Raw genomic sequence first — 13,504 nt, forward strand, 5'->3', positions numbered from 1 at the left:
ATCAGTCGCGAACGGGAGGGCGGCGACGCTGCCGACCGTACGAGTTCAGCAGTCAAGCGCGAACGTTCGGTTACGGTCAAGTACTGTCGGATTACGTATGGTTACCGTCAGGTAGCCGTCAACTCTCGGCACGCTCCGGCACGATGAACTCGCACCACACGCATTTGCCGCTCCCCCGCGACTCCACACCCCACACATCCGCGAGCCGGTCCACCAGCATCAGACCGCGCCCGGACACCCCGGAGTCGCCCGCCTCGCGGCGGCGCGGCAGGGCGCTGGAGCGGTCCTCGACCTCGACCCGCAGCCGCCGTTCAGGCCCGGCGAGCACCCGTACGGTCACGATCGCGCCGCCGTCGGTGTGCATCAGCGCGTTGGTGATCAGCTCGTCGGCGGCGAGTTCGATCTCGTCGGCGCGCTCCCGGGCGCCCCACGCCCGTACCGCCGCCCGGATCATATGGCGCGACGAGCGCAGCGCCTCCGGGTCGTTCTGCGCCACGTGCTGCTGGAGGCGGCCGCCGGTCTGCGGGGCCTCCAGGGCGCGCCGGCGCAGGAGCAGCAGCGCCACGTCGTCGTCACCGGCCCGGTCGTCGACCACGTCGCACATCCGGTCGGCGAGCTCCTGGAGGTCGGCGGGACCGGAGCGGACCAGCGAGGCGAGCAGCTGCATCCCGTCGTCGAGGTCGGCGCCGGGCTGCTCGACCAGGCCGTCCGTGAACAGCAGCAACGTCTGGCCGGGGTCCAGCTCGATGGTGGAGACCGGGTACTCCAGGCGCCCGAACTCGGCGGAGAGACCCAGCGGAAGGCCGCCCTCCACCGGGAGCCTGCGGCAGCTGCCGTCGGGGTGGCGAAGCAGTGGGTCGACGTGTCCGGCCCGTACGAGCTGGACGACTCCGGTCGACAGGTCGGCCTCGGCGTACGTGCAGGTGGCGAAGCGGTCGGTGTCGAGCTCGTGCAGGAACACCGAGGCGCGGGCCATCACGGTGGCCGGGGTGTGCCCCTCGGCGGCGTACGCGCGCAGCACGATGCGCAGCTGCCCCATCACGGCGGCGGCATGCGTGTCGTGGCCCTGGACGTCGCCGATGACCGCGCCGACGCGGCCGCCGGGCAGCGGGATGACGTCGTACCAGTCGCCGCCGATGTCCCGGCCGAGCCGCGCCGAGCGATAGCGGACGGCGATGCGGGCGCCGGGCACATCGGGGATGCGGCGCGGCAGCATCGCCTGTTGCAGGCCCTCGGCGAGGTCGTGCTCCTGCTCGTAGAGCACGGCCCGTTGCAGGCTCTGCGCGATGGAACTGCCAAGGGCCACAAGGAGGTTGCGCTCGTCCGCCGTGAAGCCGGTCTTGTCGCTGTAGAGCAGGCCGAGCGCGCCGATCGGGCGGGCCTGGGCGATCAGCGGCAGATAGGCGGCCGCGGTGATGCCGAGGCCGCTGATGTGCGGCCACAGCCGGGGGTAGGAGCGGGCGAAGTCGTCCGGGGTCTGGATGAAGCGCGGCGCGAGGGTGCGCACGACCTCGCTCATCGGGTACTGCTCGTCGACCCGCGTCCAGCGCGTCCCCGGCACGAAACTGTCGGCGGGGCCCTCGGCGACCAGATGGATGCGCCCCGACTCCAGCAGGCCCATCACCAGGCTGGTGGCGCCGAGGTGTTCCAGGCCGTGCGAGCCGTTGAGCACGTCGATGACGTCCTGGACGGTACGGGCGTGGGCGAGGGCGGCCGTGGTGCTGTCGACCACGCCGGTCTGGCGGCGGTCCTCGTCGTCGCGGCCGGGGCGCGCGGTGGAGTCGGCGAGCTCCTGGGTGGCATCGCGGACGACGCCGATGATGCGCTGCGGCCGGCCGTCGTCGTCGCGCTGCACACAGCCCTGGGTGTGCGTCCAGCGCGCGCTGCCGTCGCGCAGCCGTACGCGGAAATAGGCGCCGTAGTGGCGGCTGCCGCTCTTGAGGGCCAGCGAGACCATCGCGTCGAGCCGGGTGGCCTCGCTCGGGGTCACCCGGCTGCCGAGCGTCTCGGGGCGGCCGTCGTACTCCTCGGGCCCCATGTCGAACACGGCGAGCGCGGACGGGTCCATGTGCAGCTGGCCGCTCACCAGGTCCCAGTCGAAGGCGCCCATGCGGTTGAGGGCGAGGCTGAGACCTGGGTCGGCGGGCCAGTCGTCCATCGTCATTCCGATCTTTGGGCCGATCGGGGGCATCCGGTCAGGTCAGCTGTCGGGCGTCCAGGGGTGGCTCGGTGTCGAAGTCGGAGGTGCCGGTCGGCATCTCCGTGGTGCCGGAGCCCGCCGACGGCTCCTGGGGGAAGACCGGCGGCGGCTCCGAGGGCAGCGTGGGCAGCTCGGTGGACGGGGTCGGCACGAGCGGCTGTGTCGGCGGCAGCGTGCTGGGCGTGCGCGGCGAGGGCGGCTGCGTCGTCAGCTTGGGACTGACCGTGACGGTGGCCGTCGGGCAGCCCGAGGACGTCGTGGCCCCGTTGGGGGTCGCTGCCACGTTGGGCGTGGTGCCGCCGGGTGTCGCCGCCGCGTTCGGCGGGGTGCCACCGGGGGCGACCCCGGGGGGCGACTGCGTCACGGTGGTGGTCGGGGTCCCGGGCGGGCAGGTGGTGCTGGTGGACGCGCTCGGCGAGTTCGGGGACGCCGAGGACTCACTCGGCGAGACGCCCGGGCTGGACTGCTCCGGGCTCACCGGGGTCGGCGACTCCGGGACGACCGGCGCGGTCGGGTCGATCTGGATGTCGGGCCGGTCGCGGTCGCGCGAACCGTTGTCGCCCCTCCTGCGCTCGATCCAGGTGTTGTTGATGATGTTCACGATGATCAGGCTGTTGATCACCGTCGTGGTGCGGTTGATGACCACGGTCCGCGACGGCTGGTAGCCCGGCCACGACTGGCCCCGGGACGCGGCCCCCTGGGTCGCGACCGGCGGATTCAGCGGGTTGCCGCAGGCGCACCGCACCCGGGGGATGCCGTGGTCGTCGACCATGACCGCGGTGCCGGCCTGGAGGACGGACTGGAAGGCGGTGGCGTGGCCGTCCTTGAAGCCGTGGTTGGTGACCCGGGTGTCGGCCCGCAGCACCACCGGGGTGAGGCCGCGCAGGAACGAGGGCAGGTCGTTCTGGTTGATCCCGACGGTCTCGGAGAACGCCCGCGCCTTGGCCTTGTCCGCGTCCAGGAACCGGATCTGCTGCTCCACGTCGCAGCTGGCCACCGACTGCGTACCGCCGTAGAGGCCGGGCGTGGAGCCGGGGACGGAGTGGATCGCCTGCACGGGCGCCGACGGGCTGGGGGCACTCGGCGGTGGCTGCGAAGGGGTCAGCGGCTTGGCGGACTTGGCCGTCGACTCCGTGAAGGGGTCGGGGCCGGACGCGGCGACCGGCTGGAGGAACAGCTCCTTCTGGTCGGAGGCGCTGTTCCCGCTGCTGCCCCCGCCGCACGCGGCGACGAGGACGGCGAGGGACATGACGGTCGCGGCCAGGGTGAACCGGCGTGGGGTCGAGCGCACGTAGATCTCCCACCTGTTCGCCCCGAGTTATCCCTTATTGTCTGCCGGAGGTCGGCCGGGTCCGCAAGCGGACGGCCGCCTTTCGTACGCATCGCGCGGTACGGAGGTCACCGGACATGGAGGTGCCCCCTGCCGGAGCAGGGGGCACCTCGGGGCAGGGAACGGTGCGCTCAGCTCACCCGGTTCACTCAGTCGATGCCCGGCAGGATGTGCGGCTCGGCGAGGTCGTCCTCGTAGCCGGCCAGCCGGATCGGGGCCGAACGGGCCCAGACCTCAAGGTTGCGGAGCTTCTCGGGCCGGCCGGTCCGGTCGCCGCCGCGTTCCGGCGTCCGCTGTTCGCGTTCAGTCATCTCTGGTGTCACCGCGCACTCCTCTGTGTCGCGTAACCCTGGGCGTACTGGCGACTCCGGTCTCTTCCCGGTCGCCGACCGCCCGAAGGGGGCAGGGGGCAGGGGCAGTTCTGACGCGGTGGCGCCGGCACTCTGTCGGAAGCTCGGCCCAGTTTGCGGGCCGGTCCCGGAACGGGCATCGAGGACTGGTCGATCCTTTGATGGCTTCCGTCGGGGTCAGAGTAACCAAATGAGCGGGGTCCCGCTCGATGGGGCCACTTCCTTTGCGTCAACTTTCCTTCGCCGCACGTTCAACACGGTGTTCATCCGGCCATGATCTGCTGTTCCGCGACGTCCGCCACCCGGGAGGAGTTCACATGGACCAGCCGAGCCGGCCTCGGTCCGTCACGGAGCTGATGGACCTGCTGTACGCCTGCCGGGACGCCTGGGACACACCCGATCGCAGCGGTGATCCGGTCGATCTGCACGACCACGCGCTGCAGACCGCGCATCTGCTGCGCCGCGCCCATCCCAGTGACAAGGAGCTCCAGCTCGCCGGGCTCGTGCACGACCTGGGGCATCTGCTCCGTCCGGGTGACGACGCGGGCCATGCCGACCGCGCGGCCGACGCGGTGCGCCCGCTGCTCGGGGCGCGGGTGGCCCGGCTGGTGCAGCTGCACGTCCCGGCCAAGCGCTATCTGGCGACGGTCGAGCCCGACCGGACGCTATCAGCGCAGAGCGAGCTGACCCTGCGGGCGCAGGGCGGGGTGATGTCGTTCGAGGAGGCGGACGCGTTCGCGCTCGACCCGGAGGCCGAGGCGGCGCTCAGCCTGCGGCAGGCCGACGACGCCGGCAAGGTCGTCGGCCTGGACGTGGGTGTGCTGGACGACTGGCGGCCGGTCCTGGAACTGGTCGCGGCCCGGCACGCGCACTGAGCGCTGCACCGGGCCGCGTGGGACCTGACCGAAGACGGGGCCGAACCGCCTGCCGGGCCTACCAGTTGCCGGGCGAGTAGTCCTTCATGAAGACGCTGTGCAGGTCCTCGCCCGCCTCGCCGCGCACGATCGGGTCGTACACCCGGGCCGCGCCGTCGACCAGGTCGAGCGGGGCGTGGAAGCCCTCCTCGGCGAGCCGCAGCTTGTCGTGGTGCGGGCGCTCGTCGGTGATCCAGCCGGTGTCGACCGAGGTCATCAGGATCTTGTCGGTCTCGAACATCTCCTGGCCGCTGGTGCGGGTCACCATGTTCATGGCGGCCTTGGCAGCGTTGGTGTTGGGGTGCCCGGCACCCTTGTAGCCGCGGCTGAAGACGCCCTCCATCGCGGAGACGTTCACCACGTACGCACGGCCGTTGGGCGCCTTGCGGGCGGCCTCGGCCATCACCGGGCGGAGCCGGCTGATCAGGATGAACGGCGCGGTGTAGTTGCACAGCTGGGTTTCGAGCAGCTCGACCGGGGAGATCTGGTCGATGGACTGCACCCAGGTGTTGGTGTCGACCACGTCCGGGAGCAGGCCGCCCGCGTCCAGGGCGCTGCCGTCGCGGTGCTTGGCGATGCTGGCATTGCCCGCGACCAGGGCGAGGTCGGCGACCCGCTGGGCGTCGAGGCCGGAGGTGCCGAGCGGCAGCGCGGCCGGTCCGCCAAGATCACTGACCGAGCCGGAGTTGAAGGCGCCGATGACGTGGTGGGCGGGCAGCTCACCGGCGGGCAGCGGGGCGCCCTCGCCCTCGACCAGGGCGGCGTAGGCGGAGGGCAGCCGGCGCACGGTCTGGGTGGCGTTGTTGATCAGGATGTCGAGCGGGCCCTGCTCGGCCGTCTGCTCGGCCAGGGCGACCGCCTGCGCCGGGTCACGCAGGTCGATGCCGACCACTTCGAGGCGGTGCATCCACTCCGCCGAGTCCTCCATCGCCTTGAAGCGGCGGATGGCGTCCTTGGGGAAGCGGGTGGTGATGGTGGTGTGGGCGCCGTCGCGCAGCAGCCGCAGCGCGATGTACATGCCGATCTTCGCCCGGCCGCCGGTGAGCAGCGCGCGCTTGCCGGTCAGGTCGGTGCGGGCGTCCCGGCGGAACCGGTTCTCGGCGGCGCACTTCTGGCAGAGCTGGTGGTAGAAGTAGTCGACTTCCACGTACCGCGTCTTGCAGATGTAGCAGGAGCGCGGGCGCTGGAGTATCCCCGCGATCTCTCCGGTCGGGGTCGCGGAGGAGGGCAGGATGCCCTCGGTCTCGTCGTCGATGCGCTCGGCGGAGCCGGTGGCGGTGGCATGCGTGACGGCCCGGTCGTGCGCGGTCTTGGCGGCCCGGCGCTCCTGGCGGCGGCGCTGCTTCACGGTCCGGTAGATGGCGGCGGTGGCGCGGCGCACGGCGATCGCGTCGGGGTGGTCGACCTCGATGGTGTCGAGCTCGGCCAGCACACTGAGGCAGAGGGCGAGCCGCTCCGGGTCGATGCCGGGGCCGTACTCCACGTCGGACTCGGCGGGCTCCTGGCCGATGCCGGGACCGTACTCCTGGTCCTGGATGTCCTCTGTCACCGTCATCGCCGTCGCCGTTCCTCGGTCATGTGTGCGGTCGCGCCCGCGCGGAAGTTCCCAAAAGCGGAATCGTACGGAGCGGGGGCGCCCCATACCAAACCGCGCCCATGATCAAGAGGCTCCGCGGCCCTGGTCAGCCGCGTCCCGGCGGGCGGTCGAAGACGCAGTCGCCGCAGAGGCCGCCGCCCGGGACGCGGTAGTAGAGGCAGCAGCTGCGGCGCCGGAGGGCGGGGCCGGGCAGCAGGGTGCCGGTGCCCGCGAGGTCGGGGTGGGCGAAGAGTTCGGCGCCGAGCTCCAGGGCGCGGCGTGCCGCCTCGGGGCGGCCGTTGCGCCGCGCCCAGCCGTGGAGTTCGCGCACGGCGCCGGCGAGCGCGGATCCTGCGTTGCCCCACAGCAATCCGTACGAGAGCGGGGTGTCGCGCCGGAAGGCGTCGGCGAGCGGCACCAGGTGGCCGTACTGGACGCCCTCGCGGATCCGCTCGGCCGTGCCGGGCAGCGCGCGCACGCCGTCGAGCAGCAGGTCGTCGGGCGCGCTCTGCCCGCCGTCCCAGGACAGTGCGTCCGGTGTGAGATCGGGCACCTCGCCGTGGAGCACGGCGGGCCCGAGCGCGATCGACCAGAGCCGGGCGACCAGACCGAGGTGGGCGACGGAGGCGGCGGTGCGGCGTTCGGGGGCGTTCAGGCGGGCCTCGACGGTGTCGATCCGGGCCGCGAGCGGGGCGCCCTCCCCCGCGTACAACCGCGAAAGCGGGAGGTGCCCGCCGCCGGGTGATCCGGTGCGCAGCGCGAAGAACCCGCCCACCGACGCCGCCGCCGTCAGATCCACCACTCGTCCCCTTTAACGTCCGCTGCCGCGCACGACCGTGAAACGTGTCGTGTCCGCGCCGGAATCCCGGTAATTCTTCCAGATTTTCGACCGAACAATAGTGCGACTACTATGCGACACCCTGGTCGTCAGAGTGGCCGAGAAGATCTCATCACACCCCCGCCGACCAGCAGTTGTCCTAAATGCCCGATGTATGGGCGACTTCTGGAGTAGACGCGTACTCCTATGGCAGTACGTGTCAATGCGTGCTCAAGGACGACGACGTGAGGCGATTCACGAGAGATCGTGGATGCATGAGTGCCCTAGCCCTGTCCGTGCTGCTGTCCCTGATCTCCGCCGTCGCCTACGCGGCCGCGGCGATCGTGCAGGAGCGCGTGGCCGCGGCCACCCCCGACAGCACATATCTCCGCCAGGGCGCCTGGTGGGGCTCCGTGGCACTCAACGGCCTGGGCGCGCTGCTGCACGTGGTGGCGCTCGCCTGCGGACCGCTCACCCTCGTCCAGCCGCTGGGCGCGCTGACCATAGTCTTCGCGCTCCCGATGGCCGCCGTGTTCGTACGGCGCAAGGCGGGGGCGGCGGCCTGGCGCGGCGCGATCATGGCGACCGCCGGACTCGCGGGGCTGCTCGCGCTGACCACCGACGCGGACGCCGACTCGGTGAACGGCGGCCAGCGCCTGATCCTCGCGGCCGCGACCTTCGCCGGGATGGGGGCGCTCTTCCTCGGCTCGCGCGCGGTGCACAAGCCGGTGCTGCGCAGTGTGCTGCTCGCGGCATCGGCCGGTGTCTCGTTCGGCATGGCCTCGGTCTTCACCAAAGTGGTGGCCGAGGACTGGAACGACGGGCTGAAGCTCAGCGAGGTGCCGAGCCTGCTGGCCATAGCCGTGCTCGCGGCGGCGGGTCTGCTGATCTCCCAGGCCTCCTACCGGGGCGCCGGGCTCGCCGCGCCGCTGGCGACCGTCACCGTGGTCAACCCGGTGGTCGCGGCCACCGTCGGACTCACCCTGTTCGGCGAGGAGTTCCGGTACGGCACGGCCGGGCTCGCCATCGCGCTGGCCAGCGGCGTGGTGGCGGCGGGCGGTCTGATCCTGCTCACCACCGAGCGGATGAGCACACCCGCGCGCCGCTCACGGACCGAGCGCCAGACGACCACGGCCGAGCGAGGGACCCTGCCGGGCATCCCGGCACCCGGCCAGAGCGCCGAGAGCGGCGACGGCAAGAGCACCGGCGATCAGAGGCTGACGCCGCCCGCCTTGAGGTAGGCCAGCGGGTCGATGTCCGAGCCGTACGCGGGTCCGGTGCGGATCTCGAAGTGCAGATGCGGACCCGTGGCGTTGCCGGTGGAGCCCGAACGCCCGAGCCGCTGACCGGTGTTGATCTGCTGCCCGGCCCGTACGTTCACGGCCGAGAGATGGGCGTACTGGCTGTACCGGCCGTCGGTGTGCCGGATGACCACCTGGTAGCCGTAACTGCCGCCCCAGCCCGCCTCGACCACCTTGCCGGCGGCGACCGCGTGCACCGCCGTCCCGGTCGGGACGGGGAAGTCGACCCCCGTGTGATAGCCGCTCGCCCAGGAGGCACCGGCCTTGTGGTACGGGGTGCTGGGGTCGGCGTCGACCGGTGCGGTGAAGGTGGCGGTCCTGTGCGAGACCGTCTCCTCGTGGGGGGCCGGCTGCTGCTTCGGCGGCGACTTCGGTTTCTGCTTCGCGGGTGACGGCTTGTGGGGCGGCTGCGGATGGGTCTTCGGCGGGGTCGCCGCGCCCGGTAACGCGAGGTGCTGGCCGGGCAGTATCAGGTCCGGATCGCGGCCGATGACCTCGCGGTTGTCGGTGTACAGCTGGTGCCAGCCGCCCTTGACGTGCTCGGTGTGCGCGATACGGGAGAGGGAGTCGCCGGGGACGACGGTGTACGAGTCGCGCTTGCCGGGCACCTTGGTCGGGCTCGCCTGCGCGGCGGTGTGCGGGGTGATGTGCGGAGCGGGCGTCTTCTTCGTCGTCTGAGGGTGGTGGGCCTGGACGTGGGCCACCGCCGGGTGCACGGAGGCCCGGGTGAGACCGGCCTCCCCCGAACAGACCGGCCAGGCACCGGGCCCCTGGTCCTTGAGTACCTTCTCGGCCACGGCTATCTGCTCGCTCCTGGCGGCCAGATCGGCACGCGGGGCGTACTGCCGTCCGCCGTACGCCACCCAGGTCGACTGGCTGAACTGCAGCCCGCCGTAATAGCCGTTGCCGGTGTTGATGGTCCAGTTGTCGGTGGACTCGCAGGCCGCGACCTTGTCCCAGACGTCCAGCGAGGCGGCGTGCGCGGTGCCCGCTCCTATCAGTGGCAGGGCCATGCCCGCCCCGCCCGCCGTCACCGTCAGCGAGGCCCGGTTGATACGGCTCGGCTGATACCGGCGGTGCCGCCCGCGTACGGACATGGGTCCCCCTCGAACGCATCAGGAGCCGCCAAAGTAGGGGCTGCGAACGCGCTGTGACAAGAGTGCGTACGGGAGTGCGGGCGGGGTCCCACGCGCGCCCCTGCTACCGGCTCGTGTCACCCCGTACGACGGGAATGCCGCCCGGGTCGCGCGACTTGGACTCTTCCGTAGTGTTGATCGAGCAGCGCACCCGAGCACCGAGGAGCAGTGCCATGAGTGGAACAGCCCAGATCGGCGTCACCGGACTCGCCGTCATGGGGCGCAACCTCGCCCGTAACTTCGCGCGCAACGGCCTCACGGTCGCGGTGCACAACCGTACGGCGGCCAAGACCCGGGCGCTGGTCGAGGAGTTCGGCGACGAGGGCGCCTTCGTGCCCGCCGAGTCCGCCGAGGAGTTCGTGGCGGCGCTTGAGCGGCCGCGCCGACTGGTGATCATGGTCAAGGCGGGTGAGCCGACGGACGCGGTGATCGAGGAGTTCGCGCCGCTGCTCGACGAGGGCGACGTCATCATCGACGGCGGCAACGCGCACTTCGAGGACACCCGCCGGCGCGAACGCACGCTGCGCGAGCGGGGCATCCACTTCGTGGGCGCGGGCGTGTCCGGCGGTGAGGAGGGCGCGCTGCACGGGCCGAGCATCATGCCGGGCGGTTCGGCCGAGTCGTACGAGTCGCTGGGACCGCTCCTGGAGAAGATCGCGGCGAAGGCGCCGGACGGGACGCCGTGTGTCACACACGTAGGTCCGGACGGCGCGGGCCACTTCGTGAAGATGGTCCACAACGGCATCGAGTACGCCGATATGCAGCTGATCGCCGAGGCGTACCACCTGCTGCGCACGGTCGCCGGGTACTCCCCCGCGAAGATCGCCGAAACGTTCCGGGGCTGGAACACCGGGCGCCTCGACTCATATCTGATCGAGATCACGGCGGAGGTGCTCGCGCATGTGGACGCGGCGAGCGGCAAGCCGTTCGTCGACGTGGTGGAGGACCGGGCCGAGCAGAAGGGCACGGGGCGGTGGACGGTGCAGATCGCGCTCGACCTCGGGGTGCCCGTCTCCGGCATCGCGGAGGCGGTGTTCGCGCGGTCGCTTTCCGGCCACGAGGATCTGCGCGAGGTGTCGCGCTCGCTGGCCGGGCCGTCGGCGCCGGCGCTGAGCGAGGCGGAGGCGGAGGCGTTCGCGGCGCAGGTGGAACAGGCGCTGTACGCCTCGAAGATCGTGTCGTACACACAGGGCTTCCACCAGATCCGGGCGGGGAGCGAGCAGTACGACTGGGGTGTCGATCTGGGCGCGGTCGCCTCGATCTGGCGCGCCGGGTGCATCATCCGGGCGGCGTTCCTGGACCGCATCCGGGCCGCGTACGACGCGCAGCCCGAGCTGGTCAGCCTGCTCGCCGACAAGCGGTTCGGCGAGGAGATCGGGGCGGCGCAGGACGACTGGCGCGGGGTCGTCGTGGCGGCGGCGCGGCATGGGGTGCCGGTGCCGGGGTTCTCGGCGGCGCTCGCGTATTACGACGCGCTGCGCGCCCCCCGGCTCCCGGCCGCCCTTACGCAGGGTCAGCGGGACTTCTTCGGGGCGCACACGTATCGGCGTGTCGACCGGGAGGGCTCGTTCCACACGCTGTGGGGCGGGGACCGGACGGAGGTCTCGACGGGGTGACGTCCCCCACCCCACCCCCTTCCCTGAACCCTCCGGGGGATGGAGGTGGGTTTCCCCGGGGGCTGCGCCCCCGGACCCCTTTTGCGGGGCCTGCGGCCCCTGCACCCCGCCGGGGGTGGGTGGGTATGCGGGGCTTCGCCCCTGCACCCCGCTTCTTCTGCGGATCGTGCTGGGTTGCTCGCGCAGTTCCCCCCGCCCCTTGATGGGCCCTTCGGGCCCTCCTTAGGGGCGTGGGGAACTGCGCCTCCCCGTCACACCAGCCGCGCCGCCGCCGCCAACCCGAGCCGGGGGCTCGTGAGGACGGGGATCCTCGACGGGACCAACTCCGTCGCCGGGGTCATCGACGCCTGGGCCAGGACGATCGCGTCCGCGTCCTCCACCGCCTCGATGGCCTCGGCGACCGCCCAGTGGTAACCCACCGGGTCGCCCGACTCGAAGAGTTTCCAGGCGCGGTCCAGCAGGACCGTGCGCGGGGTGACCTCGCGGCCCGCCTTGGCCGCTTCCTCGTGGAGCAGGGCCGTGGTGGAGGCCACCGTGGACTCCAGGGCGGCGATGACGACGACGCGGGGGCCGTACGCGACCGCCGCGGCCGCCATCGGGCGGTCCACGCGCAGGACGGGGACGCCGAGTTCGGCCCCGGCCGCCTCCGCGATCGCGCCGATCGTGGAGCAGGTGCAGAGCACGGCGGTCGCGCCCTCGGCCACCGCCTCGGTGAGGACGGTCTTCGTGGCCTCGGCCGCGCCCGACGGGCCCGCTCCCTGCGCCCGGCCGAGCAGTTCGGGGTAGACCAGGTGCCGCAGTTCCAGGCCGGAATGGTCCTCGTCCCGCAACGCGTCGAAGACCGGGACGTGCACCATCGCGGTGTGCAGCAGCGTGAGTTCGCCGCCCTGGGGGCGGTCGTCTCGGATGTCGGGGGCGGGCGCGTCGGCCATGAGGGTCTCCCGGGTCAGTGCTGCGGGACGGTGGCGGGAAGCGGTGCGGGGGCGGCCGGTACGGCGTGCGGGCTGCGGCGCTGGTCGGTGCCCGGTACCGGCGCCGAGGCGTCCTCGCCGAGCTCGACGATCCGGTTGTCCGCGTCGACGTGCACGATGCTCGGCCGCAGCGTGCGCGCCTCCGCGTCGTCGACCTGCGCGTAGCTGATGAGGATCACGAGGTCACCGGGGTGGACGAGGTGCGCTGCGGCGCCGTTGATGCCGATGACGCCGGAGCCGCGCTCGCCCTCGATGACGTACGTCTCCAGGCGCGCGCCATTGTCGATGTCGACGATATGGACGAGCTCGCCGGGCAGCAGATCGGCGGCTTCCATCAGCTCGGCGTCGACCGTCACGGACCCCACGTAATGGAGGTCCGCCTGCGTCACGGTGGCACGGTGGATCTTGGACTTGAACATGGTGCGCAGCACGGCGTCACTCCCAGCCAGACAAAAGGGTCGCGCCCCCGGTCGGGGTACGCGCCGTCGACTGACAGGGTACGACCTCGGTCCGCCGCCATGGCCTGTGGCCTGCGTCGCACATCTCAACAGCCGCCGCGGTTGGATGCCCCCGGTCGGCGTGTGGGGCCGCGCCCGGGCTCACCCGTACTCGCCGGTCGTATGCCTTGAAGCGGCCATGCCCGGATTCGGTCCTACGCCCGAAGCGGCCGCGCCCGGCTCAGTCGAACGGCTCCGGCTCCGGCGGCTCGCCCTCGTCGTCCCCGCCGTCCTGGCCCTGCGCCCGCCGGCCGACCACGGCGGCCGCGGCCGCCGCGCTGCCCAGGAAGGCCAGGGCGACGGTCCACGGCCGGTCCAGGACATGGCAGGTGGCGTGGTCCAGGGAGTAGCGCCCGGCCCCGGCGACGCCGATCGCGGCGGCCGTGAAGCCCAGGAACGCCGGGTACTCGAAGCCGCCGCCCTGGTTGAAGAACCCGGCGGGGGCGTGCACGGAGACCGCACCCGCCATCGCGCCCGCCGCGGCCGCCCCCGCCACCGGGGTGGCGAGCCCGAGGGCGAGGAGCGCGCCGCCGCCCGCCTCGCCGAGCCCGGCGGCCAGCGCGCTCTGCTTGCCCGGCTTGAAGCCCATGTGCTCCATGCCGGCGGCGGTGGCTTCGAGCCCGGAGCCGCCGAACCAGCCGAAGAGCTTCTGCGTGCCGTGCGCCGCGAGGACCGCGCCGGTGCCCACCCGCAGGACCAGGAGTCCGAGGTCCCGTCGGTTGATGCAAGTCATGGCTGCCTCCCGCAGTGCCCGTACGTACGTCTACGCGACGCGTACGCCGTTACGGACGTACGG

12 protein-coding genes are annotated in these 13,504 nt (G+C 72.2%); 3 read left to right on the plus strand and 9 right to left on the minus strand.

Annotated features, from left to right (window positions below):
- Nucleotides 1-118: 118 nt before the first annotated feature.
- The 3 genes from ACT1U9_RS02125 to ACT1U9_RS02135 all read right to left on the minus strand — a co-directional run bounded on the left by ACT1U9_RS02125 (nt 119) and on the right by ACT1U9_RS02135 (nt 3,841).
- On the minus strand, nt 119-2,158 hold the full coding sequence (locus ACT1U9_RS02125) for a SpoIIE family protein phosphatase (RefSeq protein WP_444536642.1): 2,040 nt from the start codon (nt 2,156-2,158) through the stop codon (nt 119-121).
- Between the two features lie 37 nt (nt 2,159-2,195).
- On the minus strand, nt 2,196-3,491 hold the full coding sequence (locus tag ACT1U9_RS02130; RefSeq protein WP_444536643.1) for a DUF6777 domain-containing protein: 1,296 nt from the start codon (nt 3,489-3,491) through the stop codon (nt 2,196-2,198).
- Nucleotides 3,492-3,679: 188 nt separating this feature from the next.
- A complete protein-coding gene (locus ACT1U9_RS02135; protein ID WP_188272606.1) occupies nt 3,680-3,841 on the minus strand; it encodes a hypothetical protein in 162 nt (53 codons plus the stop codon).
- A 356-nt stretch (nt 3,842-4,197) separates the two neighbouring features.
- On the opposite strand from ACT1U9_RS02135, the gene ACT1U9_RS02140 reads away from it, so the two are divergent.
- Nucleotides 4,198-4,755, plus strand: a complete 558-nt coding sequence (locus ACT1U9_RS02140) for an inositol oxygenase family protein (RefSeq protein WP_444536644.1) — start codon at nt 4,198-4,200, stop codon at nt 4,753-4,755.
- A gap of 58 nt (nt 4,756-4,813) precedes the next feature.
- Here ACT1U9_RS02140 and ACT1U9_RS02145 read toward each other — a convergent pair whose 3' ends face one another.
- Nucleotides 4,814-6,349, minus strand: a complete 1,536-nt coding sequence (locus ACT1U9_RS02145; protein ID WP_444536645.1) for an SDR family NAD(P)-dependent oxidoreductase — start codon at nt 6,347-6,349, stop codon at nt 4,814-4,816.
- 127 nt (nt 6,350-6,476) lie between these two features.
- A complete protein-coding gene (locus ACT1U9_RS02150; protein ID WP_444536646.1) occupies nt 6,477-7,169 on the minus strand; it encodes a (2Fe-2S)-binding protein in 693 nt (230 codons plus the stop codon).
- Between the two features lie 293 nt (nt 7,170-7,462).
- Here ACT1U9_RS02150 and ACT1U9_RS02155 point away from each other — a divergent pair, with 293 nt between their 5' ends.
- Complete coding sequence (locus ACT1U9_RS02155; RefSeq protein ID WP_444536647.1) at nt 7,463-8,428, plus strand: DMT family transporter; 966 nt, start codon at nt 7,463-7,465, stop codon at nt 8,426-8,428.
- Here the strand turns inward: ACT1U9_RS02155 and ACT1U9_RS02160 are convergent.
- Nucleotides 8,398-9,585, minus strand: coding sequence for a transglycosylase family protein (locus tag ACT1U9_RS02160; RefSeq protein WP_444536648.1), 1,188 nt, complete (start codon nt 9,583-9,585; stop codon nt 8,398-8,400). The genes ACT1U9_RS02155 and ACT1U9_RS02160 overlap by 31 nt on opposite strands.
- A 212-nt stretch (nt 9,586-9,797) precedes the next feature.
- On the opposite strand from ACT1U9_RS02160, the gene gndA reads away from it, so the two are divergent.
- Complete coding sequence (gene gndA, locus ACT1U9_RS02165) at nt 9,798-11,240, plus strand: NADP-dependent phosphogluconate dehydrogenase (RefSeq protein ID WP_444536649.1); 1,443 nt, start codon at nt 9,798-9,800, stop codon at nt 11,238-11,240.
- Between the two features lie 251 nt (nt 11,241-11,491).
- Here gndA and ACT1U9_RS02170 read toward each other — a convergent pair whose 3' ends face one another.
- From ACT1U9_RS02170 to ACT1U9_RS02180, 3 genes are all read right to left on the minus strand, one after another.
- Nucleotides 11,492-12,172 (minus strand): aspartate/glutamate racemase family protein, encoded by a 681-nt coding sequence (locus ACT1U9_RS02170; RefSeq protein ID WP_444536650.1) that lies wholly within the window; start codon nt 12,170-12,172, stop codon nt 11,492-11,494.
- 14 nt (nt 12,173-12,186) lie between these two features.
- Nucleotides 12,187-12,642: an aspartate 1-decarboxylase gene (gene panD / locus ACT1U9_RS02175; protein WP_188272598.1), complete on the minus strand. Its 456-nt coding sequence runs from the start codon at nt 12,640-12,642 to the stop codon at nt 12,187-12,189.
- 247 nt (nt 12,643-12,889) lie between these two features.
- Entirely contained in the window at nt 12,890-13,441 is a 552-nt protein-coding gene (locus tag ACT1U9_RS02180) for a DoxX family protein (protein ID WP_444536651.1), read from the minus strand.
- Nucleotides 13,442-13,504: the final 63 nt, after the last annotated feature.

The organism is Streptomyces sp. BR1, assembly GCF_052373795.1.
Taxonomy (GTDB): domain Bacteria; phylum Actinomycetota; class Actinomycetes; order Streptomycetales; family Streptomycetaceae; genus Streptomyces.